The organism is Blastopirellula marina, from assembly GCF_002967765.1.
Taxonomy (GTDB): domain Bacteria; phylum Planctomycetota; class Planctomycetia; order Pirellulales; family Pirellulaceae; genus Bremerella; species Bremerella marina_A.
In genome coordinates this window covers 682,336-707,586 of record NZ_PUHY01000010.1, presented here as the reverse complement: position 1 = coordinate 707,586, position 25,251 = coordinate 682,336, and the positions used below count along the sequence as shown (strand labels likewise).

Annotated in this window: 23 protein-coding genes and 1 tRNA gene; 9 read left to right on the top strand and 15 right to left on the bottom strand. The window is 54.6% G+C overall.

What is annotated here, in order from left to right; all coding sequences use genetic code 11:
- Positions 1-33: 33 nt before the first annotated feature.
- Both C5Y83_RS14000 and C5Y83_RS13995 read right to left on the bottom strand, forming a co-directional pair.
- Positions 34-456, bottom strand: a complete 423-nt coding sequence (locus C5Y83_RS14000) for a hypothetical protein (protein ID WP_105330349.1) — start codon at positions 454-456, stop codon at positions 34-36.
- A 269-nt stretch (positions 457-725) separates the two neighbouring features.
- The gene (locus tag C5Y83_RS13995; RefSeq protein ID WP_105330348.1) at positions 726-1,649 is read right to left on the bottom strand and encodes a hypothetical protein; all 924 of its coding nucleotides are present in this window, start codon (positions 1,647-1,649) and stop codon (positions 726-728) included.
- 579 nt (positions 1,650-2,228) lie between these two features.
- Between C5Y83_RS13995 and C5Y83_RS13985 the strand changes: the two genes are divergently transcribed.
- Positions 2,229-2,567, top strand: a complete 339-nt coding sequence (locus C5Y83_RS13985) for a YciI family protein (RefSeq protein WP_233207221.1) — start codon at positions 2,229-2,231, stop codon at positions 2,565-2,567.
- A 39-nt stretch (positions 2,568-2,606) separates the two neighbouring features.
- Here C5Y83_RS13985 and C5Y83_RS13980 read toward each other — a convergent pair whose 3' ends face one another.
- The 4 genes from C5Y83_RS13980 to C5Y83_RS13965 all read right to left on the bottom strand — a co-directional run bounded on the left by C5Y83_RS13980 (position 2,607) and on the right by C5Y83_RS13965 (position 7,285).
- On the bottom strand, positions 2,607-3,278 hold the full coding sequence (locus C5Y83_RS13980) for a hypothetical protein (protein WP_409994593.1): 672 nt from the start codon (positions 3,276-3,278) through the stop codon (positions 2,607-2,609).
- A gap of 240 nt (positions 3,279-3,518) precedes the next feature.
- Positions 3,519-5,810 carry a peroxiredoxin family protein gene (locus C5Y83_RS13975; protein ID WP_105330346.1) on the bottom strand — a complete coding sequence of 764 codons (2,292 nt, stop codon included), beginning with the start codon at positions 5,808-5,810 and terminating at the stop codon, positions 3,519-3,521.
- A 279-nt stretch (positions 5,811-6,089) separates the two neighbouring features.
- A complete protein-coding gene (locus tag C5Y83_RS13970) occupies positions 6,090-6,788 on the bottom strand; it encodes a hypothetical protein (RefSeq protein ID WP_105330345.1) in 699 nt (232 codons plus the stop codon).
- A gap of 2 nt (positions 6,789-6,790) precedes the next feature.
- Positions 6,791-7,285 (bottom strand): RNA polymerase sigma factor, encoded by a 495-nt coding sequence (locus C5Y83_RS13965; protein WP_105330344.1) that lies wholly within the window; start codon positions 7,283-7,285, stop codon positions 6,791-6,793.
- Positions 7,286-7,638: 353 nt separating this feature from the next.
- Here C5Y83_RS13965 and C5Y83_RS13960 point away from each other — a divergent pair, with 353 nt between their 5' ends.
- From C5Y83_RS13960 to C5Y83_RS13950, 3 genes are all read left to right on the top strand, one after another.
- The gene (locus C5Y83_RS13960) at positions 7,639-7,857 is read left to right on the top strand and encodes a hypothetical protein (protein WP_158262359.1); all 219 of its coding nucleotides are present in this window, start codon (positions 7,639-7,641) and stop codon (positions 7,855-7,857) included.
- 140 nt (positions 7,858-7,997) lie between these two features.
- On the top strand, positions 7,998-8,369 hold the full coding sequence (locus C5Y83_RS13955) for a hypothetical protein (RefSeq protein WP_105330342.1): 372 nt from the start codon (positions 7,998-8,000) through the stop codon (positions 8,367-8,369).
- Positions 8,370-8,457: 88 nt separating this feature from the next.
- Positions 8,458-9,948 (top strand): cation:proton antiporter, encoded by a 1,491-nt coding sequence (locus C5Y83_RS13950; RefSeq protein WP_105330341.1) that lies wholly within the window; start codon positions 8,458-8,460, stop codon positions 9,946-9,948.
- Positions 9,949-10,218: 270 nt separating this feature from the next.
- Here C5Y83_RS13950 and C5Y83_RS13945 read toward each other — a convergent pair whose 3' ends face one another.
- Positions 10,219-10,497: a hypothetical protein gene (locus tag C5Y83_RS13945; protein ID WP_105330340.1), complete on the bottom strand. Its 279-nt coding sequence runs from the start codon at positions 10,495-10,497 to the stop codon at positions 10,219-10,221.
- 466 nt (positions 10,498-10,963) lie between these two features.
- Here C5Y83_RS13945 and C5Y83_RS13935 point away from each other — a divergent pair, with 466 nt between their 5' ends.
- Complete coding sequence (locus C5Y83_RS13935; RefSeq protein WP_105330338.1) at positions 10,964-11,428, top strand: hypothetical protein; 465 nt, start codon at positions 10,964-10,966, stop codon at positions 11,426-11,428.
- A gap of 247 nt (positions 11,429-11,675) precedes the next feature.
- Here the strand turns inward: C5Y83_RS13935 and C5Y83_RS13930 are convergent.
- A tRNA-Leu gene (locus C5Y83_RS13930) sits at positions 11,676-11,759 on the bottom strand.
- 360 nt (positions 11,760-12,119) lie between these two features.
- On the opposite strand from C5Y83_RS13930, the gene C5Y83_RS13925 reads away from it, so the two are divergent.
- Positions 12,120-13,355, top strand: coding sequence for a DUF6268 family outer membrane beta-barrel protein (locus tag C5Y83_RS13925; protein WP_146117778.1), 1,236 nt, complete (start codon positions 12,120-12,122; stop codon positions 13,353-13,355).
- 195 nt (positions 13,356-13,550) lie between these two features.
- Entirely contained in the window at positions 13,551-14,690 is a 1,140-nt protein-coding gene (locus C5Y83_RS13920; protein WP_146117777.1) for a hypothetical protein, read from the top strand.
- On the opposite strand, the gene metF is transcribed toward C5Y83_RS13920, so the two are convergent.
- Positions 14,687-15,592 (bottom strand): methylenetetrahydrofolate reductase [NAD(P)H], encoded by a 906-nt coding sequence (metF, locus tag C5Y83_RS13915; RefSeq protein ID WP_105330335.1) that lies wholly within the window; start codon positions 15,590-15,592, stop codon positions 14,687-14,689. The two genes, C5Y83_RS13920 and metF, sit on opposite strands and share 4 nt — an antisense overlap.
- Before the next feature lie 9 nt (positions 15,593-15,601).
- A complete protein-coding gene (locus C5Y83_RS13910; RefSeq protein ID WP_105330334.1) occupies positions 15,602-16,852 on the bottom strand; it encodes a putative sugar nucleotidyl transferase in 1,251 nt (416 codons plus the stop codon).
- A 367-nt stretch (positions 16,853-17,219) separates the two neighbouring features.
- On the opposite strand from C5Y83_RS13910, the gene C5Y83_RS13905 reads away from it, so the two are divergent.
- The gene (locus tag C5Y83_RS13905; RefSeq protein WP_105330333.1) at positions 17,220-18,338 is read left to right on the top strand and encodes a diguanylate cyclase domain-containing protein; all 1,119 of its coding nucleotides are present in this window, start codon (positions 17,220-17,222) and stop codon (positions 18,336-18,338) included.
- A 33-nt stretch (positions 18,339-18,371) separates the two neighbouring features.
- On the top strand, positions 18,372-19,361 hold the full coding sequence (locus tag C5Y83_RS13900; protein ID WP_105330332.1) for a succinylglutamate desuccinylase/aspartoacylase family protein: 990 nt from the start codon (positions 18,372-18,374) through the stop codon (positions 19,359-19,361).
- Between the two features lie 95 nt (positions 19,362-19,456).
- Here C5Y83_RS13900 and C5Y83_RS13895 read toward each other — a convergent pair whose 3' ends face one another.
- The 5 genes from C5Y83_RS13895 to flhA form a co-directional block, all read right to left on the bottom strand.
- Positions 19,457-20,245 (bottom strand): FliA/WhiG family RNA polymerase sigma factor, encoded by a 789-nt coding sequence (locus tag C5Y83_RS13895; protein ID WP_105330331.1) that lies wholly within the window; start codon positions 20,243-20,245, stop codon positions 19,457-19,459.
- A gap of 183 nt (positions 20,246-20,428) precedes the next feature.
- A complete protein-coding gene (locus C5Y83_RS13890) occupies positions 20,429-20,704 on the bottom strand; it encodes a hypothetical protein (RefSeq protein ID WP_105330330.1) in 276 nt (91 codons plus the stop codon).
- A gap of 181 nt (positions 20,705-20,885) precedes the next feature.
- Positions 20,886-21,755, bottom strand: a complete 870-nt coding sequence (locus C5Y83_RS13885; protein WP_105330329.1) for a MinD/ParA family protein — start codon at positions 21,753-21,755, stop codon at positions 20,886-20,888.
- 39 nt (positions 21,756-21,794) lie between these two features.
- Positions 21,795-22,928 carry a flagellar biosynthesis protein FlhF gene (flhF, locus tag C5Y83_RS13880; protein WP_105330328.1) on the bottom strand — a complete coding sequence of 378 codons (1,134 nt, stop codon included), beginning with the start codon at positions 22,926-22,928 and terminating at the stop codon, positions 21,795-21,797.
- A gap of 10 nt (positions 22,929-22,938) precedes the next feature.
- A complete protein-coding gene (gene flhA / locus C5Y83_RS13875; RefSeq protein WP_409994592.1) occupies positions 22,939-24,978 on the bottom strand; it encodes a flagellar biosynthesis protein FlhA in 2,040 nt (679 codons plus the stop codon).
- Positions 24,979-25,251 lie beyond the last annotated feature (273 nt).

Genomic DNA, 25,251 nt, shown 5'->3' with positions numbered 1-25,251 from the left:
CGTTTGACGCTCGTGCGGGGAGGCATCGAAAGGCTAAGCAGCACCACGGCGAACGGAGGAGGCATCGACATCGTTTTCGTGTAGCCACTCGCGGGCTTCTTCGATCGAATGTACGATCTTCGTCAGAATGACCGGATCGTCCGTGTTGGTATCTTGAGCCCAGACCTGCCACAAGATCGACTGCCGGCGCCCCTGAGAAGGAGCGATCACTACGATATAACGGCGATGGCCTGCCTTCTGAGCCAACTCACGATCTTTTTCGCCCAGATAACGGAGTGTGTCCATCGAGCCTTGGAAGTCGGTGACTTCGTCCAGGTCGACCAGCTGAAATTGCATGCCTTCAGGATAGACGTGCGCGTAGATATCGTGATCAGACGAAAGCAACTCGTCATCGGTCACAACGCCGTGATGCTTCATTACGACTCCGTTCGCGTAAAACTCTAGATCAACTGGCATAGGATTTCAGCTTCTCGTAAGCGGATTGATCGAGGCATCCGAGTTCGGCACGATTCGTTCGTGCACGGTGGCAACTCGAATCTGGACTATGTCAGGTCGTTGGTATCGCGACGATTAGCTACGTAAAACGCGCGATCCTCACTATCAAACTGTCGTAGTAGCCCCTCTCCGTCAAGGAAATATTGCACAGAAGCCGAGTTCGGGGGGTAATCTTTTGCTCAAACGTCGGGTGCGTGTTCCCGGTGATGGCTCCAAGAGTATTCCTCTGCCTACTTCTTCGGTCGATTGTCGGGGGGCCAATCCAGTGCTTCCATGCTGATCAACGGTTTTCTTAGATCTTCCGGCAGGTCAAGCTGGGCAAGTTCCGGTTGAATGTCCGACAGATTCCGTATTGCTTCACTGTACTCGGCATCCCACGGCAACCCCTGCTGCGCATCGAATGCGGCCGCACACTCTGGTGAGAAGACGCGGACCAGTTCGAACAGGCCCTGTGCGTGCGGATTGATTAGGGCGGAGGTCTTCTCGTTGAAGAGGTAACCGCGAAACTGCTTCAGCATCTGCTGCATGCCATCGGAGAAGTTGGCCGGATGATTATTCGCGATGCCGACCAACGCAGCTTGCAGCCCCTTCAAATACGAACCGACCGACTTACGAAATTTGTCGGTCGCTGCGCTGAGTTCGGCTGGGTTGTTCTCGATCAAGGCCACGATTGCTTCCGTGATCGGAACTAGGGCTGGATTGTCGGGCTTGTCGGTCCACACTTTCCAATGGTCGACTAACCGCTGTGTGGCCAGGCGGTCGTGACTTGCCGACGCCAACATGAGCGGCCCCCATAAGGTCTCACGCTCGTAACGCCAATTGATCTTCGCCGCAATCCACTCGGCCCGAGCCGACAAGCTCATCAGTATCGCGTATTCCAGCGGTGAGTCGCCTGTTATCCGCCGATAGGCCGCTACTTCGTTCAACGCCAACAAATCAGGAAACTTGAACCTCACCAGACGCCACTGTGCTTCTGTGCATTCGGAATACAACCCTTGCCTAAGCAGCACGTCGATGTCGAACGGATCGCTCGGCATCTGTTCCGTTTCGGCCCACTGATGAAGAAGCAATGCCTGGGGATTCATCTTCAACCAAAGGGAATCGGACTGAGCGATCTCGTCGAGAACTTTTTGCAGTGGCTTACTAATCTTCATGCGGAACCTCGTTGGGGGCGGAGAAAATTAAGATCTCCCATATTCCTGATCTAGATCAAGCAGATAGTGCCCGAAAATTAGATCAGGATCGTGCTCAATAACGATTACCAGATACCGGTTGGGCTGACCGAAGTGAAGAAGGGCGTGAGTGTGCATCTTGTCGTTACTGAGATAGACATGGTGGACTTCGAGTTTATCTACGCTAGACGACAACTCCAGTTCCTCGATACATTCAGTCACGTAGTCTCTCAGCGATACCGGTCGATACGATTCGCCCTCTTCCAAACTCCGCATTGGTGGATCGAATGTTGCAAGGAATTCAGCTCGGGTGAGTTCGCGTATGGCCACTGATAATGCTTTCGGTGTGTCGATTCTACTAAGGAAATCGAAGCGTGTTCGCTTGAATCGACATGTCGATGACTTTGATGGCGATGTTTATTACTGCTTATTGTTAGCGGAGAGAATCATCCGTTCGATCAAACTGTGCAGCCTACTGGCGTCCGGTCGCAGGTTCCGATAAATAAGCTTAGTTGTCATCGGTAGCATGTGTTTCAGAGTTATCGGCAAAAGAGGCCCGCAGTGAAGTACTTGATTTCGTTCCCGAGTGCCGCGATGGTTGCGCCGGAAGATGAGATGGAGGCGGTCGGGCGGGACTCGCATGCGGTGATCCGCGAGGCGAAGGAAGCTGGCGTCTATGTGTTTGGCGGTGGCATAGATGAAGCGGTGCCGCCTGTTCTTGTTTCTGCCGATGGCTCGATCGCTGAGGGAGGCTACCCCTGGGCCCCGCCCCTCAATGGTGGATTCGCCGTGCTGGAGATTCCTACCCGAGAAGAAGCGGTCGCCTGGGCTGCCCGGCTGGCCAAAGCGTGTCGCTGCGATCAAGAGCTACGCGTGTTTGGTTTTGATCCGGAGTCTTAACGCTTAGCGCGTTAGAGTGCGTCTCCACGCAGTGCTTCATCAGAAGGTAGATACCTTTAAGTCATCAAAGGCATTGAGATCGTCGAACGATCCGATGCCAATTCGCCCAGCGCCGAATGTCTTGTCGGTGACGCTCATGTGCGGTGTGGTCATGTCGTCGAAGAAGACCTCGATCAGTCCGGTATCGATATTGCGACGTACCATGACGTTATGCCACTGATCGTCCCAAGGAGTCAGCTTCTCGTTCTTCGTAAGGGCTAACCGTGGTGCCTCTTTGACGATCATGATTTGGCCGCTGTGCGGGTCTGGCTTCGCGCCCAGGTGGCAGTAATAGAAATGCGATGCGTCTTGATAGCCGAAGAAAATACAGCAGTCGCGGTGGTTGCCGGTGTCTTTCGTGCTGCGAACACGGAAGCGAATCTCGCAGTTACCAACTTCCAAGTCCTTGACCAACGCAACGTGACCCGGGCTGCGCGTGGGAGGCGTGTACTCGCTACCACGCTCGGTGATTTCGATGACACCGCCAGCGTCTTCCGTTTTCTTCCAAGTCCACGTTTTCGGATCGAGGAATTCCCATCGCTGCAGGTCTTCGATCGACTGAACCGGTTTCGCATCGGAGCCATCAAAGTCGTCCGCAAACACGACTTTTCCTTGAGGGGCATCGTCGCTTCTGGCATCAGCGGTCGCCAGTAAGAAAACGGATGCCGCCAGGGCAGACTTCAGACAAACGCGCGCGAGAAACTTGGTACTAGTCACTGGACTCGAATCTCCTCAGTCAAAACGGCTTCCGCGAAAAAGATCGGCTGATCCAGCTCGCCTTGTTTCCTAAGTACTGTCATTGTGTCTGCTGGAAGCCGGGACTGCAATCGTTTGGCTGGCAGCGATCTACTAGCCATCGGCCCGTTTGGCGTGAGACGCGACTTTACCACGGAGATAGCAACGTATCCGATCTTAATCTGCGTCTGAACTGGTATCTTGCGACAAGAGTCTCTTGGCTTCCGACAGCACGAAATCGGGGTCCATAAACGGCTCGTAGCTGATGTCCTGCCAACGAATCTTCCCATCGCCATCAATGACGAAGGTTCCATGCAGAGGCTGGTTTTCAAAGTCGTCGTAAACCCGAAACTCTTTGAATACGTTCAGCGGTTCGTCCGAAACCAGGGGAATGGGGAGTGCGGCTTCACCATAATTGTCGATTGATTCTTTTAGTTTCTTCGGATCGTCGGTGCTGATCGCGATCATCTCAAGACCGGCTTCCTGGAAATCCGCCATGCGCGGGGCAAATGCTTGCAATTGCTCGGCGCAGTGCAGACATCCCGAACCAAGATAGAAAATGACGACGTGAGGCTTGCCCTTGAATTCGGCGGATGAATGGGGAATGCCTGCCGCATCAGTTAGCTGCCACTCGGGGGCGTCGGAAGGATGCCAGCGGAATGGGCCAAGCGAGTCAAGCGGCGGACGATCTCCGACGTCGTCTGCAGCAACGTATTGCACTCGCCAATCCTCCTCATAGCCGAGTTCCTTCGCAATGGGAGTCAGCCGAGCAAAGAGGGGAACATCGAGATCGCTCTGGGCGGAGATCTGACGCAGGTCTTCCAGCACCGTCTTGCATTCATCCTTTTTATCTGACAACCACAAGATTTCGGCGAGCACGGCAAGCGGCTGGACTTCGTTCTTATGCGAATTGATATTCTTCCGCAACGCTTTGATCGCCTCGTCCTGATGTCCGGCTTGCCATTGAACCTTGGCGAGGTAAATCGGATCGACGTCGCCGTCCCCCTTAATAAGTTCATACCCCTCCTCGAACGCTTGATTCGCGATCGCTTTGTGCCCTTTCAGAACGTTGATCGTCTTTTCCAGCTTTTCGATTTTTGATTGACGTTCCTTATGGGCTTTCGTTGCCGATTTCTTTGCTTCTTCGGATTCCGCTTCTTCGCTTGAACTTTCCGTTTCGGCTTCGGTCTTGAGCGTTTCTAAGCGACGCTCGAGTTCGGCGATTTGAGCGTTACCTGCTTCCTGGTTTCCTTTTTGAAAGTACGCCAAGCCGAGGTAACGCAGACGTTTGATCTGCTCGTTCTCGTCGTCCGTCGGTTCCAGGTAGGAGGAATCTGCCAGGTCAATCAAGTCCTCCCACAGTTCGTAGGTGCGCAGAACCTGGAACAAGCGACGTCGTCCGTGCGAAGTGCTTCCGTTCTTGGCAAGCGTGTTGTAGCGGGGATGGCGCGGAAGTTCGATCATGTTCTTGGCCAAATCGACCGCATCATGAACCCGGCCAACGTGAATCAGGTTGCGAATGAGCCACTCGTTGTTATGGGCAAAGTTATGAATCTCATCCGGCATCACTTGGTCGTGGATCATGTGGGCATGGTCGACCCGCGCCGAAGCTTCTTGCTGCCAAACGGCATCTTGATAGCGATGCAATCGGGAATAGATATGACCAGGCATGTGCCACATGTGCGCGATGCTAGGCGACGACTGACCGCAACGAGCCGCGGAGCCGAGGGCCATTTCCGGTTCTCGTCTGTCCCAGAGGTGGATGCGGAAGTGATGCGCGGAGTGCATCGGCTCGACTTCAAATATGTCCTGTAGCAAAGCGTTAGCGGCAATATAACTCGTGCTCGACGACTTCGATTCCCAGAGGTGCAATGCCAACAAGGCCTTCGCTTCCAGGTCGTCGGGATACTTCAACAGAATGTTTTCCAGCGATTTGGTAAACGCGTCGTTTCGCTTTTCCTTTTCTTTGCTATCGAATTTGACATAGGCGTCCAGGGCGTCGATGTACATCTTCTCTCGCTGGTCGGCGTTGTCGCGGCGCTCGACTGCTTCTTGGATGAAGCCTTTCGCACGATCGGTGTTTTGGCGGTTGGCCATCGCGGCTCCCCAGTAAGTCATGGCGCAGTCAGGATCGAGCGATGCCGCATGGCGAAAGGAGCGTTCCGCTTCGAGATACCAGAACCCATACAACTGGCCCAGGCCTTGGTCGAAGAACTTCTGCACGACAGGGTCTTTGGAACTAATCGGAAACCGGACCTGACCCGTTCCACCCATGAGATACGCCTTCTGGCGAGGTCCCTCGTTGAACACTTCCCCATGGGCCGAGTGCCCCTCCAGGATCTTATCGATTTCGCTCGCTGGCTCGTCTCCATCCCTGCCCGGATCCTCCGCTTGCTCCGCAGCCACAAGAGAAGCACAAAGAAGCAGCAAAGGCCAAACAAAAGCCTGATAGAAGCGAGAACGTAGCATAGATTCCACAGTCGCTGAGAACGGAAACAGACCTTCACCCGGCGGTGGAAGCCCGATCCGATTGAGGGAGGGATTGAAACGAGGCACAAGGACCTGATTTTAGCAAACGCGAAAGCGTAGTTTCAAGCTATGAAACTCGCCGCCAGCAGGACTTGTAGGGGCCGCCCGAATACGCTGTTAGCTCGGGGCGGTTGACTTCGGCTTGTCGTTGCGAACAAAAGCCACGCATCACTAGGATCAATCTGGGGGCTGACGGCTTGATCCAGAATGTTTAGCCTTTTACTCCTTGATCTCTTCCTCCCACCAGTCCCAGACTTCGCGATTAGATCGCTTTTGCTGGCGGATCTGGTAGATGATGATGACCAATGTCTCGACAAGCAGGAACACCATGATCGCCGGGAAGAGGAAGCCGAACTCCTGATAGCCCCAGTACGCGATGAAAGCCGTAACAGCGATGGCCAGGCCGACAAACAGAGCGATCAGAAGTCGGCCAGGCAGACTCTTGATGATTCGATCGGACCGTCTGCGCGATGTCATGGCATATTCATAAAGATCCGGTTTGCTCAAGATCTTCGCCATGTAATAGCGTTGGAACCATGTCACGATTAACCACAATGCGCTGACTCCCAGAAGGACGGCATTCAGGATGCTCCACCCATCGAAAAAGATGAGTGAGCAGGCCAAAAGTCCCAGAATGACTGGCAATCCGTAGGTTTCCTTCACAGGTCGAAAAACCGTCCGATCGAATGATTGGCGTACTGTACGCTCAAAATTCTCGATCATCGCTTCGTGGTCGATGGGCCTGACTTTCACATCGGCTACGTTCGTAAGCAGGTGTTTCATCTCCCGACACTCTTGGAGATAGGCCTGGCCATCTGTTGCTTTAGCGTAGTCGTCCACAACGGCCCGCTCAGCATCCGTCAGTGCTGCTCCATAAACGTACTTGAGGCACAGTTTCTTGATATCGTTGGTATCCATAATCAATCCTCAATTGTGTGGAATGCTTTTTTCAGTTCTTGCTTGGCCTTGTGCAACCGCGACCAGACCGTTCCTTCGGGCACATCAAAGATCTTGGCGATCTCCTGATGTTTCATCCCCTCGATACAGAACAGCGTTAGGATCAAGCGATGAGGCGGCGCCACTTGCTCTAAGGCCTGCCTGACTTTCTCTTGCATTTGAATTTCACGCGGGTCAGTCTCGGGGTGGGCTAACTCGATTTGATGTTCGAGTCGTTCGCCTTGAAAACGTTTGCGAGTTGTGAGATTCCTACGGCAGACATTGACGGCGATCCGAAATAGCCACGTTCGGACGCTTGCACGTCCCTCGAACGAGTCCCACGCGGTATAAGCTTTGAAGAACGTCTGCTGGGCGACTTCCTCAGCTTCGGTCTCGTCCGCAAACATCAGAATGCCGAGGCGAACAATGTCCGCCCAATGGGCACTTATCGCGTTTTCGAACTCATCATGCCTGTTCATACTTATTAGATCCGCGAGAAAACGAATCCTTCACGACCGGTCAGAAAATTTCCTAGAAATTGGCGTGGACGTATCGTAAGTCATTACTAGGAAAATGGTTAGAGAGGGGTGTTGTCCATGCAGGCGTAAAGAATCTCGGAAACCTGTGGCTTCTATCGCTCTGTGTTGGATTTGCCGTGCTGAAGATTTCTACCCGAGACGAAGCCGCCGATGACGCACTAACAAGCAATGACAATCGAGCAGTCAATGGCTAAACTTCTACGCGTGAGAGCCAGTTGCCTATGAAATTGGCCGCACATTTGCCGTTGATAGGAAAAACATCCGATCAACAAGTTTGGTCACTAGGGCCGTCCATGGAAATTCGCAACACCAAGCTACGTGAAGAGGTTCAAGAGGTCTATCAGTGGTCCTTGGCGCAGACTGCTCTTGGTCAACTCGAGCAAATCCCCAACTGGGATACCGCATCGACTTGGCACAATGCTTGGTTCCGTGATGCGGTCAGTCGAAAGCAATGGGTTGTCTACTTACCAGATCAGGCTTGGCCAGGAGAGGTCAGGCTCGTCACAACGTGATCGGCTCAACAAACCAGGTAACGCAGATCAGTTTGCTGAACATCTCGGATAATACGAACATCGCGAGAGCGCCGGATAACGATCGCATTCACCAGAGCGGCCGTGGCCCTCTGACCGCTCAATGAACTTCTACAAAACAAATGACTCAGAACGGAAGTGAAACATACCGCTGGATTCTCGACAACACGGAATACATGCTTGAAACGCCAGACGAAGCCTTCGACTGGGTTTTCATGCTTACAGACAATGATTGGCAACTGTTGGTTGCGCACTGGGACGAACGTGCGGTGCATGCCAAAGAAGCACTGGCCTACATTGTCTGCGAAGGCCCATCACGACAGTCCCGGGATATGCTTCTGCGGGCACTGCGTGACCAAGACCGCCATGTTGTGGCACAGGCTGCGGAATCCTTGAAGAGCCAACGAGAATTGGACGGCGAGGATTTTCTGCCATTGGACGTTCAATCAGACGAACTCATTCGCGCGTATCTGAAAGACGGAGAGTGGTCGTGATGACCGGATTTTGAAGTCTATCCCCCAAAGGCGGTCAGGGCCCGTTCTACCTTTTCTTCCACTACCGAAGTACGGTATAAAGGCGGCCATGAGCTTCTTCAATATCGCCGGCATCCTCGTGGCCCTCGCAGCGGCCTTCGCATTCATTAACCACAAACTGCTCAAGTTGCCGACGACGGTAGGCTTGATGCTGTTGGCGATGCTGCACGCGGTTGCCCTGCTGCTGATTGATTGGATCGTCCCTGAAGCGGGGGCACTCACCGCGGTCGAGACGCTCGTCGGCTCGATCGACTTCGACCAGACGTTGATGGAAGGCATGCTCGGCTACCTGCTCTTTGCTGGGGCGCTGCACGTCGACCTCAATGACCTCAAGAAACAATCTGCGGCCATCGCTCTGCTCGCGACCATCGGCGTCCTCACGACGACGTTCATCGTCGGCGGGCTCACCTACGTCATTACTGGCTGGCTTGGCATCGAGGTTCGCTTTATCTACTGCCTGATCTTCGGGGCGATCGTCGCGCCAACCGACCCGATCGCCGTCTTGGGGATCGTGAAGAGCCTCGGCGCACCGAAGCCGCTCGAGACCAAGATCGCGGGCGAGTCGCTGTTTAATGATGGTGTGGGCGTGGTTGTTTTTATCGCCCTCCTAGGGATCGCCGGATTAGGCGGGCATGGGGAAACGCATGAAGACCTAGAGAAGAAGGACGACTCGAATCACGTCGCTCAGTTGAGCGACGAAGATTTGGGCAACCCGTCCAACGTCGATGGCGATGCACCAGCCGATGTGCTTGATGCAGCCGAGGTACCGGCACCGCTCGAAAACGAGCCTTCGCACGATGTGGAAAAACACGGCGAGAAGGCAGAGACGACCGCAATGGATGTCGCCAAGCTCTTCGCCCTCGAAGCGGGCGGCGGGCTTGCACTGGGGTTCGTACTGGGGCTGATCGCATTCTATCTGTTGCGATCCATTGATCACTACGCAACCGAGATTTTGCTTTCGCTGGCCGTCGTGACAGGCGGGTATGCCCTGGCGATGACACTGCACTTGTCGGGGCCATTGGCGATGGTGGTCGCGGGGTTGATTTTGGGTAACCATGGCCGATCGTTGGCGATGTCTGACAAAACGCGCGAGCATTTGGACACGTTCTGGGAATTGGTGGACGAACTGCTGAACGCGGTGCTGTTTGTACTGATCGGTCTGGAGGTCTTGGTGCTTTCGTTCAAGGTGCCGTATCTGCTGGCCGGAGCCCTGGCGATCCCGGCGGCGCTGCTGGCGAGGTTCCTGTCGGTTGGCACCGTAGTGACCGCCTTAAAGAAGTTGACCAACCGAGAATTCACGCCACACGCGATCAAGGTGTTGACCTGGGGCGGCCTGCGCGGCGGGATCAGTGTGGCACTCGCGCTATCGCTTCAGGAAGAGATCCACGCCCAGCAATCGCAATACGACAACGTCGGCGAACTCATCCTAACAATGACCTACGTCGTCGTCGCCTTCTCGATCCTCGTCGGCGGACTCACCATGGGACCGATGCTGCGCCAGCTCGGACTCGCGGGACAAGGCAAAGCCGACGCCCATTAACTACGGCGGCAAGCTAGTCAAAGCTGAAGCCGGGGATCACGCCGCGGCAAACGGATCAGGCCAATAGCAACCGTTTCGCGACATTGCGCGGATCGGTTCCGGCTTCAATTGATAGACTCAAACAACGTAAGTGTTGCCCAATAGAAACGCCACTCATTCGATGTTAACTCGTTTCGCTTGGAAACGGCCTGCGTGCCATTGGGAGTTTGATTTTCGGGGCATTAGCATGTGACCCGACTTTACAGCTACATCACGGTTGGTTGCAGCATGTTAGTCCTCAGTAAGCCCATGCGTTGAGAGCAATTTGATCAACTTCATGTATTCCGTTTCGTTGATCCCCTCAAAGGTGAAGTCCAACGTGTGATACCACGGGTTGGGATGATCAGTAGAAAACGAGAAGCTGTATTTGGCATCTGCCTTGGATACTTGGCGGAGGCAACAGACCATGTCGTCACCAGCGTTATCATGGTTGTCCTTGCCGTAGCGTTGCTCGATGCGACGTAGTGGAATGCGTATGAACTGTTGACTTGAATCGTGTTGAAAAGGCATTGCTGGGCTATCCGATGTTTCGGATTCTGGCGGAGTTTGAAAGGGGCAAGCGGGACCGGATTCTGCCAATGGCACCTGAATTTGCGACACTACTTAGAAGAACGCCTGAGAATCGGCGATCTGGCAAGATCTTCCACTCGGCGAGGACTGATTCTCAGGGCCCACAATGACGTTCGTACTACGATGATTTATACTCATGTATTGAACCAGGGTGGCCGTAGCGTCCTCAGCCCGGCTGATTTCGACAAACTGGATTCCGAATAAACACTAGTTCTGTCACACAAGTCGGGTCATCAAATATTCGGGAACAACTGACGCGACTCGAAGCAGTCGCAGACACGATGAACCATCGATTGCAACCCAACGCAGGAATGGACCGGCCCCGCGCCAAGCGTTTTGGTAGATTGGAAGTCCGTCGGCGTGGTGCCGGCTATTTAACTCAGTCCGTTCGCTGACAGAGGGCGGTGTGCTAAACACGATCCGGTTTGAGTTGTGGCCAACTGTTGCTTACCCTCCTGATCAAGGCGTTGCGATTTGGATCGACGGTGAGAACTTGATGGGCACTATTTGTTGTCTCGAGGCTCAATGGTGGAACGTCATCGACTCGCCTCAGCCAGATGGACAATACGTCTGGGTTCCGGCTCGCACAGCATTACTCCCGAGCAGGCATCTGCTTGGCGAGCCGGCCGATGGTTGGTGTGGCGATTTCAGTCCGGTTCTAGTGTGCAACTGCGGGGAGTATGCGTGTCGGGCCTATGCACCACGCATTCAAGTGTCGGGAAAACAGGTGAGTTGGTCCTCATGGGCCGAGTTTCCTCAGGAAGAGTCTCGGTTGGGTAATTTGCTGCCATCTTTCGTGTTCGATCTCGCCGACTATCAGCATGAGTTGCAGCGGGTTTCGGAGGAGTATCAGCAGCGAACCAACGGATAAGGCTGCCAGGCTGGTTTCGCGCGGCATGAAGGTATTGCAGGTGGCCCCGGCAGCCTGTCCTGATCATTGTCTTGCCAAGTACTTGGCTGATCGTTGGGAGAACCGCCTTTCAAACTACGCAACGAGGGCGTGTCCTTTTTCTGAATGTAGATTCACCGTTTATGGGTGACATCTCAGGTGACAGCAAGTGCGAGGTGGTCGGCACGAAATGACGTAAGTCTAGCAAGAACAGCTAGTTAAAGAAAAGTACCAGAGGGGGGAATCGAACCCCCACTCCCTTGCGGGAACTGGATTTTGAATCCAGCGCGTCTGCCAATTCCGCCACTCTGGCACATTGGGGATGTCCGCTTAACGATCGCCAGTTGGGCGTTCTGCGGGGCATCCGGCGGCATGTTAAGGTTTGCCGCTGCTGTGGAAAGGTCGGATTTTAAACTGAATCGCCCTAGGGGGCAATGACCGGGGGGAAGATTCGCGAGCGAGCTTTTCCTGGCCCCTATCTTACGACACGCAAAAGCCGCGAAGGTTATCGCCTGGCCGCTGAGAAATGCTGGCTTTGCTGGCAATTTGCCATTCGGCGTTGACGAGGGAATCGTTCGCTTTCTATAAGCTGGCACCGTTATCTCGCGTCGATTCTCGCGGGAAAGAAGCTAACGGAATGGAAATGCGCGCAGCGAAAGAAACGACAGGCTCCATGGATAGGCACCTCTGGTCGAATAGTCGGCCAGTTCGGACGCAACTCGAAGTCCCAGGCACGGCGGTGACTACGGCCCACTGGCGGCGAACGGCTGCGCTGGGGCTGGTTCTTCTGTGGGTTAGCTTTGCGGCAGCTCAATCTCCTGACGCTGCCTATCCGCCCTCATATCGCTTCGATGGACCCCAGGTTGATCCTCCCTCGCGACTTCCGCCGTGGGGGCTGCAAGAAGAGATGATTCTGGAAGACGAGCTCGACGCGACCGCTTGGCAGTTGCCTCCGGTGAGCGAGCCCCCTGCTCTGCCCGAGCCGGCGGAGAAGCGACGCTCGCGTGGCAGCGGCATGGGAGGTGGTCCGTTTGGTGGTTCGGGCGGGCCAGGCTATGGAGCGATGTGGTTTCCGCCCCAGCCGGTCCGCGGCCAGGACGTCAACTTTCAACTGGTCCAGCAGAACGCCGCCGCGATGGGGCCAGTTTGGAAAGGGGATCATGGCATCGCGCTCTTGTCGCTGAAAGTAAGAAACTCGCACTACTTCACCGATGCCATTCTGCCGGACACGCAGCGTGCCTTTCCAAGCAACCTGTGGGATGTGGGGCTTGGACTGACCTACTTTCACAAGTTCGACGGCGGCTCGACCCTGGGGATCATCAGCGGCTTTGGCTCGGAAAGTGATCGACCGTTTCATTCGATCGACGAGATGAACGTATCGCTGGTGACGTTTCTCCGCAAGCCAACTCAGAACGGACGCGATGCGTGGATGTTCGGGGCGATGTACTCATCTTCCGGCACACTGAACTTTCCGATCCCGATCATCGCGTACGAATGGAATCCGAATGAGCGTTTCAAAATGAACATTGGCTTGCCGTTCTCGCTGGAATGGAAGCCGCGTGACGATTGGACGCTGAACGTTACCTACTTGCCGCTAACCAACGGCAACGTGCTGATCACCAAAGACCTGACCGAGCGATTGCATTTGTACGGCGGGTATCGCTCGGTTTCGGATGCTTACTTTCTGAGTGATCGGGTGAAGAAGGAGGAACGCTTCTTCTCGGTTGACCAGCGAGTTTTGCTGGGCCTCCGCTGGGATTTAGGAGAGCACTTTGTCGTCGATTTCAGCAGCGGCTACGTCTTCGATCGTCGCTATGGCGAAGGAGAGAATCAGGGAGCGACCTGGCATGACGAAGTATCAGTCGAGCCGGGTGCGTTTATCGGGCTCGACTGCCGTTTGCAGTTCTAGTCGCTGCTAGCTCCGCATCTTCTAGCGGGGGAAACGTTGACACGCTGCGGCGTAATCTCTATACGTTTGCCTTCAATTTGTTCGTTCATCTCGAAGGCGGGATGAAACCTCGGTTGGGTGACCTCGGTAGAAGCAGCAACGGATGGGAGGCCGTTTTGTTTGCGCGATACGAGGTGGCGGCAGGTGGGTCGTGCCATGATGCAAATACGAAATTGGTTGCCAGCATTTCTGTTGGTGGGAGTGCTGCTCTGCCCTGCCCCGGTGGCGGCCCAATTGGCATACGATTCGGAACCTGTGCGACTCCCTTCGATCGAGGTCGAGCACGATATCTGGACGTTCGCCCCACAGACGGCGACACCCGAGCCAACGGTATTGATGGACCCAGACGTGGTGTTGAACGAGCCGAAGTCTCCGCCGATTGATTTGGGGGGCCTGGGCGAAAGGGCCATGTTCGGCGGCCAGAACATTCCCGGTTATGGTGCGACTTGGTATCCCGGCAAGTTAGTCAAAGGACAGGACGTTGACTTCCAACTGGTTCGCGAGACCGCTTCGGCAGCGCTACCAATCTGGGGAAGCGATGATGCACTCTTGCTCTTCAGCGTGAACGTCCGCGATTCGCAGTTCTTTACCGACGCAGTACTGCCTGACACGCAGCGTCCCTTTCCCGAAGAGTTGTGGCGCGTCAATTTAGGACTGAACTACGTGCAGCAACTGGAGGATGGATCGAGCCTGGTGATGCTGGGTGGAATTGGCTCGGCCAGCGACAAGCCGTTTCATGATTGGAAAGAGATGAACGTCACGCTGGGAACATTTTGGCGGCGACCAGCACGGAATGACCGGGATGCGTGGATCTTAGGCGTGATGTATTCGCCAGCCGGCACGCTGAACTTTCCCATTCCACTTGTTGCTTACCAATGGAATCCTTCCGAGTCGTTTCAGATGAGCTTAGGGGTACCGCTCTCGGTTCGGTGGCATCCGTTTGGTTGGGAGAACTGGGTGGTTAACTTTTCCTACTTACCACTAACCAATGGCAGCTTGATGACGACACATGACTTCACGCCGACCATTCACTTGTATAGTGGCTATCAATCGATCTCGAACGCGTACTTCTTAAGCGATCGGCAGATAGCAGCCGACCGCTTTTATACGAGCGAACTACGCCTGGTCAAAGGTTTGCGGTGGGACATTGGCCCTAGCTCCGTACTGGATGTTTGCGTCGGATACGCATTCGATCGCAAGTATGGTGAAGGGGCCAATTTCGGAGCCTCGCTGCACGATGAGGTGGACGTGCAGCCGGGAGAGTTTTTAGAAGCTCGCTGGCAAGTTCGCTTCTAACGCGAGTTGACCGGATCGCCGTTACGCTTGCCGTCGAGGTGATCTTTCAACTGGGCCAAGATCTGCCCGGTCGCCTCGGCTTGATTCAAAACGTAGAAGTGGAAGCCAGGGACGGTGTTGTCGACCAGGTCGATCACTTGCTGGGCGGCATATTCGGTGCCGACTTGCGCTTGCCACTTGCTGTCGTCCGGTTTCTCGTTCAGCTTGTCGGATAATTCGGCCGGAACCAAGGCTCCGCACAAGTTAGCGATCTTCGAGATCTGCGCCAGGCTTTGCACGGGGAAGATCCCAGGAACGATCGGCACATTGATGCCTGCCTTGTCGCACCGTTCACGCCAGGCGTAAAAATCGGAGTTGCGGAAGAACAGCTGCGAGACAATCACCTGAGCACCGGCATCGACCTTGCGTTTCAGATTGTCGAGGTCGGACTGCGGGCTGATCGCTTCGCGATGGGTTTCCGGATAGCCGGCGACCAGCACGCCGAAGTTGTTGAATTCGGAATTGATCAGGTCGACCAACTCGTTCGCGTAACGAAGTCCATCGGGATTCGGTGTGAACGAGGTCTCGCCGTGAGGCGGGTCGCCGCGCAGGGCCACGATGTAATCGACACCACGCTCTTTAGCTTCGGTCAGAAACGAACGAAGGTCGTCCACGCTCGAACCGACCACCGTCAGGTGGGCGGCAACGGGGACCGCGAAGCTCGATTTGACCGACTCAACGATATCGAGCGTTCGGCCGCGGGTCGAACCACCGGCTCCGTACGTGCAGGTAATGTAGGCCGGATTGAACTTGATGAGCTGCTCGACTTGCAGCATCAGCGATTGCATTCCCTTGTCGGTCTTAGGGGGATACAGTTCAAACGAGACCGGCAGTTGACCAGGTTGGTAAAAGTCGGAAAGCATAAGGCAGTTCTAAAATACGAGGGGCTCACCCGTCAGTTGACGTTCTTCCTGGGTGAGAAGATACATATTGTGAATCAGTTGAATGTCGCATTCGGTCTGAGGAACATTTCGGCGAGCGAACATCCGCTGCTGAGTCGAAATCATCACGTCCGGCGGCAGCTCGGTAACCTGGCCGAATAGTCGGGCATAGTTTACGAAACTGGGGACATTGGTGGTGACGAAACCGTACAGCATGCTACAGACACCGATCGTCTTCCCCGTAAATATACCGGTATTGATCGCTGTCTTTGAGTAGTCCCCGAAAATCGAGCCGACGAATTGCATCTTCGTGGCGACGCGACCGGTGGGATACTCCATATTCACCGTGCCGTACGTGTTTTTCAAATCGCTGTTCGAGGTCCCCGCGCCCAGGTTAATCCAGCTTCCCAAGTAGCTGTGCCCGAGAAATCCGTGGTGCTGCTTATTGGAGTAAGGCTCGATGACGGTCGCTTCGACTTCGCCACCAATTTTCGTGGTGTGGCCCAGCGAAACGGCATCTTTAATCGCGGAATGCTCGATCACCTTCACATTTGGCCCCAGATAGGCAGGCCCACGAAGGAAGCAAAAGGGGCCAACCGAGGTACCCTCTTCGATCAAGATGGGCCCGCTGGTGGCATCGACGACCAGGTTTTCGCCCAGGCGTACTTCGCCACGGACGAACAGTCCGTCACGAACTTCCTGGTAGTTACCGGACTTGAGTCGGGCCTCGAGGTTCTGGTTGATGATTGCTTCGTTGTAATGGACCACATCGTGCGAATAGGTGAACAGGTCAAGCTTCAGCGCGTGCGCCGACAATTCATCCGACTGCAGAAGATTGTAGGCGAAGCTTACGAACTCGTCGTAGGTCGCCTTTTGCGAAGGGATGCGAGCCTCAGGGCTTAGCAGCGCGGCGACGAGGCGGTCTTCGTGAACAATCTTCCCCGGTTGTTTCTCTGCTGCCCAAGCGACGACTTGCTGAAGATTGGAAACGCTGGGAACCAGGCTGGCATTCAGGATCAACGTGGGCTGATCGGCGGCGAGCTGCGTTTCGTGGAGTTCTGGGAAGTATTGTCGCTGCAAGGCGGTAAGGTGGTGACGAACGATCCCCCGGCAGGCACCAAAATGGCGGACCGCCAACTCGGCGAGTCGATAACTACCGCACATGATCCCGTATGCCGGTCGTCCCAGGACGATCGGATAGAGTTGCGATACGGCTCGATCCTCGAAAATGATGCAGTTCATGCGATAAAATTGGGTTGGAACGTCGTCTGGGCGTGAATCGGTTGTCGCAATTAGGCTGGATATCGTGAATAACTAGGGGGAAGCTACGGGAATCCCGATGTGGTTTCACGAAGGCAAAAGGTGCTACCCTTCGGATTGGAACCGATATTTTTGTAATCCTTGCTTACAATTCACGCATCCATGGTTGTACCCGAAGAATTCAAGGAAGGATTCCCCCTTAACCACTGTTGCCCCCTCGCTTTGTTCAACCTGTAACCTAGGGTTTGTCAATGAAATTGCTCAAAACGGGCAATTCCTTAGGGGGCAAACGACCCAGCCGGCAAGGGCTGAGTCCATGAAACGCAACTTGACGAATTGAACAAAAACGATGGCTGAGCTTTTGACCTTCGTCCTCGGGGACGTCTTCGGAATCCTTACACTAATGGTTGGGATTGTGGTCGGCTTTTTTATAGGCCGAGCTTGGGCCTCGTTCACCTCACGCCGACAAGAATCCCAACTGGAATTAGAAGTTAAAGAAAACGAAGACGGTAAATCGACCGTTTATCGCGAACAGTTGGCTGGCATGATTCAGTTCACCAACCATTTCTCCGGCGACTTAACCAAGCATATCGAATTACTAGAAAGCTTGGGGCAGCAATTAAACCACCCGGCAGACGATTCGACTAAGGATGTCGAGGAGCAATCGACCAAAGCGGTGGAATTGGTCGCCGAGATTGCTGCGGCCAATCATCGTCTCAAGCGACGTTTAGAATCAGCGGAAGCAAACCTGAAAACACAAGCTCAAGAATTAGAAGAGTCCCTCTCTGAGGCACGCACCGATGTCTTGACCCGCTTGCTGAATCGTCGTGCGTTCGATGAAGAACAGAACCGCCGCTGGGCTCACTGGCAGCGCAAAGAGCAGCCATATAGCGTGATGATTCTCGATATCGATCACTTCAAGCAAGTCAACGATAAGTACGGTCATGACGCTGGCGACAAAGTGCTCAAGGAAACGGCGAGTCGTCTGATGAGCGTGATGCGCGAGACGGATTACCTGGCACGTATTGGTGGCGAGGAAATGGCAATTCTGCTTCCCGAAGGAGATTGGGATTCGATTGCCCCAGTGGCTTGCAAGGTGCTGGACGTTGTTCGCTGTTTGCCGATCATTTATGGTGAATGCGAAATCTATGTCACGGTGAGCTGTGGCCTGATGTCGGTCGAACATGCCAATTCGATTGCCTCGCTGATGAAAGGGGCTGACGAAGCCTTGTACGCCGCGAAGTCGAACGGACGAAACTGTGGTTACATCAACGATGGGGCCACGTTAATACCGATCAATGATCTTGCCGCACGGCGATCAGAAAAGCTCGAAGAAGTTCCGCGGGAGCAATCGAAGAAGCCCGCTTCTGATTCGCCAGAAACGAACACCAATCTACCGGCCAGTGGGATCGATCTGGTCGCCAACGAACTAAGAAATCGCCTGTTTCAGGTATCGCAAAAAACCTAAGCGTTTCGAGCTGACTGAAGGGATACAACCAGGATGGATGCCGGTCCCCATTCCAACTCACGTCCGAGTCGACGGAGCCGCACGTTTACGATCGCCGGGCAGTCGATCTCGCCAGGCAATCGCCTCCGTTTCGAGATCCCCGTCGCCAGACTTCCGACTGGTACCCACATCGCTCTGCCGATCGAAGTACTGCATGGACCGTTCGAAGGTCCGACCGTTTGGATTTCCGCCGCCGTCCATGGTGACGAGCTGAACGGGGTAGAGATCGCTCGACTGGTGCTCGACAAGCTGAAGCCAAATCGCTTATTTGGAACACTGATTGTCGTGCCAATGGTCAACGGGTTCGGCGTGATCAATCAAAGTCGCTATTTGCCGGACCGGCGAGATTTGAATCGGTGCTTTCCCGGATCGAAGTCGGGCTCATTGGCTTCTCGCTTAGCCAACTTGGTAATGAAGGAAGTCGTCTTACGCTGCCAGTATGGAATTGATCTTCATACGGGAGCCAACCACCGAACCAATCTGCCGCAGATTCGCGGAGACATGGACGATAGCGAAACATACGAGTGTGCGTTGGCGTTCAATAGCCCGGTTGTTGTTCATTCGGACGTGCGCGATGGTTCGTTGCGAGCAGCGGCCAATGCAAAAGGGATCAAAGTTCTGCTCTACGAAGCTGGCGAGCCAATGCGGTTCAACCCTGATGCCATCAAACTTGGCGTCTCCGGCGTGATGCGGGTGCTGACTTACTTGAACATGCTGAAAACCCCCTTCAAGATTCCCAACAAGAAGCCCGTACTCATTCGCGAGTCAACCTGGGTTCGCGCGAAGCGAAGCGGCATCGTACGCTTGCTGGTCGAGCTTGGCGATCGCGTCAACGCCGGGCAAAAAATTGGCCTAATCGCCGACGTGTTCGGCGACGATCCGTATACATTGAAAGCCCCGTATGAGGGGATTGTGATTGGGCACTCCAACAATCCCATCGCGCACCAAGGCGACGGAATTATCCACGTTGGGGCTTCCGTTTGAAGTTGGAATCGTGAAGACTTCAAACTAACCAAAAAAACGGCGGCTTCCTTTTGGGAAACCGCCGTCGTGGTTTGTTGTTTTCAATCGAAGCCGCGTTACACGGTTCCGAATTCGGGTTTACGACGTCCGAGCTGTGTTTGCAGACGTTGGACGATGCTGCTGTGCATCTGGCTGACTCGGCTTTCGCTCAGGTCGAGCGTAGCGCCGATTTCTTTCATGGTCAGCTCTTCATAATAGTAAAGAATAATGATCAGACGCTCGTTGCGATTGAGCCCCTTGGTCACCAGACGCATCAAGTCATTCTTTTGAATGCGACGCGTGGGGTCTTCCCCCTTCTTGTCTTCCAGAATATCGATCTCGCGGACGTCTTTGTAGCTGTCCGTTTCATACCACTTCTTGTTCAAGCTGATCAGGCCGACGGCGTTCGCGTCGGAGACCATCTTTTCAAGTTCTTTGAGTGGCATGTCCATGTGTACGGCCAGCTCGGCGTGCGATGGCTGGCGGCCGAACTTGGCTTCCAATTGCTTGGTCGCTTCGTTCAACTTGCTGGCCTTTGAGCGAACCAGGCGAGGCACCCAGTCCATAGTTCGCAGTTCGTCCAGCATTGCACCACGAATACGTGGGACACAATACGTTTCGAACTTCACTCCTCGGCTCATGTCGAACGCATCAATTGCGTCCATCAAACCGAAGACGCCAGCGGAGATCAGGTCGTCGAGTTCGACCCCTTCCGGCAGGCGAGCCCAGATCCGTTCACCGTTGTATTTCACCAACGGCAAATAGCGTTCTACGAGTCGGTTTCTTAATTCTTTCCGCGACGGGTCTTCCTTGTAGCTCGTCCACAATTCAGACACGTCATCCCTGGTCGCGGTCGTCGTTGCCATGCGTTCCTCCGTGAATCGCCTGTCTTAGGCTAACACGTCTTTTCTTATGAAATCGACGGACCTGAATCCTTCAGGTCACTTCCCCGTTGTTGGCAATGTGCCATCTTCGGAAAGGGAATCGATCAGGTTATCCAATTCGCGTAAGGGACTCGGAAACTCCCGGGGAGGAATTACGTTGTCGGCCTATGCCGCGTTTTTCGCGTTCTTGTTCATGAAGGAGGCAGTGGCGTCCCCACTTTGCTCCATCTTTTCCAATTCCGCGTTGATGCGCTGCCGCACCGATTCGTCCACAATTCGAGCAGCAGCATTTCCCAACAGCCAACCCAGGCCCGCGAACAGAAACAAAGCTCCGATCGCTACGAAGAGGATCGATTCCAGACCGCCAGACATGATCAGTCCCCGTGCAATCACGGTGATCATCGCTGTCGTTCCGAGAATACCCGCGTAGTCGCGTCCCATCGTTCCCAGGCTGATTGATTTTTATCGATCCGCAAACCTTTTCCGTCACGTGCGCACGTGACGTTATCTCGTTAAATCGACGCTCTAAAAACGAGAATTGAAGTAATTTTGCGGATGTCATTTGTTTTGCTTGAAAAACTTGTTGCCAGTTATGAAGTGATTGCAACGATAGCATCTTGATTTACGCCGCCCGTTTCGGTTGGGTTAACTGAGAAAGGGATGACGCTTCACGAACCAGGCGATCGGCAATCCGCTGAATCGACTTGCTGGCCACGTGATCGGGATAACGTTGCACAAAGGGCTCGGCAGCACGCGAGGCGGCTCCGATCTCCGAAGCGACTTCAACATGCCCAGACGCTTTGATCTCCAAGTGGAGAAACTTCTGAGCGGTGGAGTCCATTCCGGCAACTAGGTCGGCGTGCCCCGACGAACTCGAGGCACGATTCATCAAAACATGTGATTGGTATCTAGGGGCGTAGGCTTGCAGGGTACGGATCCGCTCGTAGCCTGACGTTATGACGTCGGCTGTCGGATGCAGCACTATGAGGAACAGGTGAGCCATCCGCCATAGTGCAGACGTGATAGGCGTGATCTCGCTGCCAGCATCAATCAGCACGATGTCGGCATGCCGGCCAAGCCCCATAAGTTGTTCGATAAGTCGATCCGCCGCAGCGGTTGGCCACTCCCCTACCCTCTCGCTGGCTTCGGTTGGCAGTAGTAGCGATGCTGCCAGACCAGGCACCAGGTATTCGTGCAGATCAAGCTTGCCAGAAAGCAGTTCTTCGATGCTGACTTGAGGTGTTCTTCCGGTTAAGTGAGCTAAGCCGAGGTTGAACGCATTCAAATCGACCGCAGCGACACGTTGTCCTGAAAGGGCCATCGCACAAGCCAGGTTATGGCAAAGCGTGGTCGTGCCGACCTGCTTGCTTCCACCAAACAGCACGAAGGTCTTGGCCTTCGCAAAGGCTGGTGTTCCGCCGATCATCGCGCGCTTGGCCAGCATTCGCAGCAGCGTAGCTTGATCGCGGGGAAAAGAAGGTTCAAACGACATAATTGGTACGAAACGCGGGGCTCGGTGAGTTGGGCAGGATTATAGGATACGGCTTACCAAGTCTTCCGCGTCGGCCGCGGCAATCGCTTGAGGCACATCTTGTCCGTTGGTTACGTAGGCCAGCGGTAGCTGGGGATCTTGTAGAAAGCTCAACGTATTGCCCAACGATCCAACCTCGTCAATCTTGGTAAGTACCCAACTCGTGGGCGCGACACCGGCGAACTTTTCCACCGCCTCGGCCAAGCTCCGCGAGCTGCTGGGGGCGGAAAGTACCAAATAGGTCTCATCAGGGGAAGCGGCTTTTATGAGAGATCGCAATTGTTGTACTTGCACTTCATCACGCGGGCTGCGGCCGGCCGTATCGACGAAAATCTGCTGGCAGTCCGAGAGCTCGTTGATAGCATTGCGAACTTCCATCGGCGTAGCGACGATCTTCATCGGCAGATCCATAATCTCGGCATAGGTCTGCAACTGATCAACTGCCGCGATGCGATAGGTATCGACCGTCACCAAGCCAACGCGACGCTTGTAATCGAACTTCGCCCGAGCCGCCAACTTGGCGATCGTGGTCGTTTTACCGACGCCGGTGGGACCAATCGCGGCAACCACACGGGGGTAAAGAAGCGTATCGTCGATATCACGACCAATCGGAATCGACTTCATGATCTCTTGGCGAATCGCCGCAACGAGCATGTCTTCTTGCTGCTGCGACTCTTCGGGATGCGCGTTCAGAACGCGTTCGCATAAACCGTCCGCGAGTATTCCCGGCACCTCGGCATCGATCAGTCGTTCGCGAATCCGCAGCAGTGCCGGCGGGTAAGCGGGGCCGTTGCCGAAGAAGGTTTGGTTGAACGACATCGCTTCCAGATCGATCCCTAGGTCGATTGGCCGCGGAGCTTCGTCTGACTCGGATGGTTGTTCGTGCTGTTCAACGACTGCTTCATCGGTCGGTTCCGGTTCTTCCTCCTCGGGCGGGACTTCGATATCGAAACGGCTCTTGAGGTTGGCATCTTTCGATGCGGCCAGCTCAATCTCTTTGCCGCCGAGCAAGCCTTTGAGGCCACGTTGCGGGACTTCTCGAGAATGTAATAACGCGGCGTCGGGGCCTAGCTCCTTACGAACTAGCTCCAAGGCTTCGTGCATCGATTTAGCGCGAAAAGATTTGATGTTCATACGGCTTCACTTACTGAGGCTGCGGGCCTTTGCCGGGAGGTGGATTGCCGGGCATTGCATCGCTGATGAGGCCCATCGATTCGATCATCGTGTCGCGGGTAATTTCGTTATGACTGAGTACGATCAGGTCGGGAATGAAGTTGCCGGTTAGCTGTTTCACGGCGGGGCGAATCTGCGGATTGACCAATACGATCGGCGGCTTACCAATTTCCCGAAGCTTCTCGACTCCAGTTGCAATCGACTTACAAGTCATTTCAATGGCCTGTGGGCTCATGCGAGCGAAGGCACCTCGTTCCATGTCGATGCCAGAGGCAATGCGATCTTGCATCGCGGGATCCATGGGAACGACATGAATGCGGTTTTCCCCGTCGCGGTATTTGGTACAGATCGAACGTGCCAGCTTGTGTCGAACGAATTCGGTCAGCCAAACAGGATCTTTGGTGCGGCTGATATTGTCGCCTAGTGTTTCCAATATGCGGGCCAGCTGACGGATCGAGACTTCTTCTCGTAGCAACAACTGCAGCACACCTTGGACGTCGCCAACCTTCATCGCGCCAGGGACTAGCTCGTCGACCACGGCGGGTGAGGTTTCTTTCAGTTCGTCCAACAGGTGCTTGGTTGCGTCGCGGGTAAGCAGTTCGTCCGCGTGCTTCTTCGCCACACGTTGCAAGTGAGTTGCCAGCACCGAGGTCGGTTCAACGATGGTGTAACCCATCATTTCTGCTTGTGGTCGCAGGCCCGGTTCGATCCAAACAGCAGGTTGGTTGAATGCTGGATCGCGTGTTTTCTGGCCTGGTAAATCTCCTTTGGCACCTGCCATGGCAATTGCCAGAAGGCCATCGGGGTAGACGACGTTTTCTGCGACCACGTTATTGCTGATCTTGATGCGATACTGGTTTTCGTTGAGCCGCATGTTGTCGCGGATACGGACCTTCGGCAGGATCACGCCGATTTCGCTGGCGACGTTTTGCCGGACACCGGTGATGCGTGGTAGCAGATCGCCACCCCGAGCCGGAGCAGCCAGGCGAACCAAGCCAACACCCAGTTCCATCTCCATCGGGTCGACGGTGAGGTAGTCCTCGATGCGGTCGTCCTTCTTTGCGGCTTCCTGCTCTTCCTTGGCCTTCTTTTCGGTTTCAGCGGCTTCGGATTTGTCCTGCTTTTCTTTTTGCCCTCGCTTCGTCATCACGGCGATGCTGACGCAGCCAGCACCGATCAGCACCAGAGGAAGCGTTGGCAATCCAGAGAAGACCAACAATCCGAGGAAGCAGCCCGCAACGCCCAGTGCTTCCGGACGGGAAAACAACTGGCGAATGAATTCGACCGGTAGATTCGTTTCTTCCGTGCTTCTTGTGACCAGCAAACCGGCGGCGAGCGAAATCAAAAACGCTGGAACTTGGCTTACCAGGCCGTCACCGATGGTTAGCTTGGTATAAACCTGAGCCGCTTCCAGCACGTCCATGCCGGAGGTGACACCAATGATCAGGCCACCCACGATATTGATCAACGTGATCACGATACCAGCGATCGCATCGCCACGTACGAACTTACTTGCACCGTCCATGGCCCCGAAGAAGTCGGCTTGCTGGGTAATTTCGGCACGACGCTGTTGCGCTTCGACTTCGTCGATGATTCCCGCGTTAAGGTCGGCATCGATTGCCATCTGGCGACCGGGCATCCCATCTAACGCGAAACGGGCAGCCACTTCACTGATACGCGTGGCACCCTTGGTGATCACCAAGAACTGAATGAGCACGATGATGATAAAGATGATGATCCCGACTTCGACGCGGTCGCCAGCGACGAATTCGCCAAAGCTTTGGATCACGCCACCAGCCGCGTCCATACCGTCTTCGGCTGCCCCGGTCAGAATCAATCGCGTTGTTGCGACATTCAAAACCAAGCGGGCAAGCGTCGTGGCCAGAAGCAGTGAGGGGAAAATATTGAACTCGAGAGGAGTTTTCACGTAGATGGTCGTGAGCAAAATGATCACGCCGGCCGTGATATTTGCTGTGAGAAGTAAGTTCATCAGCGGAGTCGGCAACGGCATCAGAATCACCAGAACGCTGGTGATGATACCAATCGGAAGGACCAGGTCCTTGATTCTGCTAACGCTGAAATTCACGATTTTCTACGATCTTTTTGGCTTTTGGCTCAAGTTTTTATCGGCTCGATCCGACACGAGCGTGGCGAAGAGTACAGAAAACCGATGTTTGCTGTCCAGATCGATCGATTTACTGGAAGTCGTTACGGTCAGACGGGTTATCGTAGGCCCGTTTTCTGGCCTCTTGACCATCGGAGAAGCGGCTAAGTAGCGTGAAGT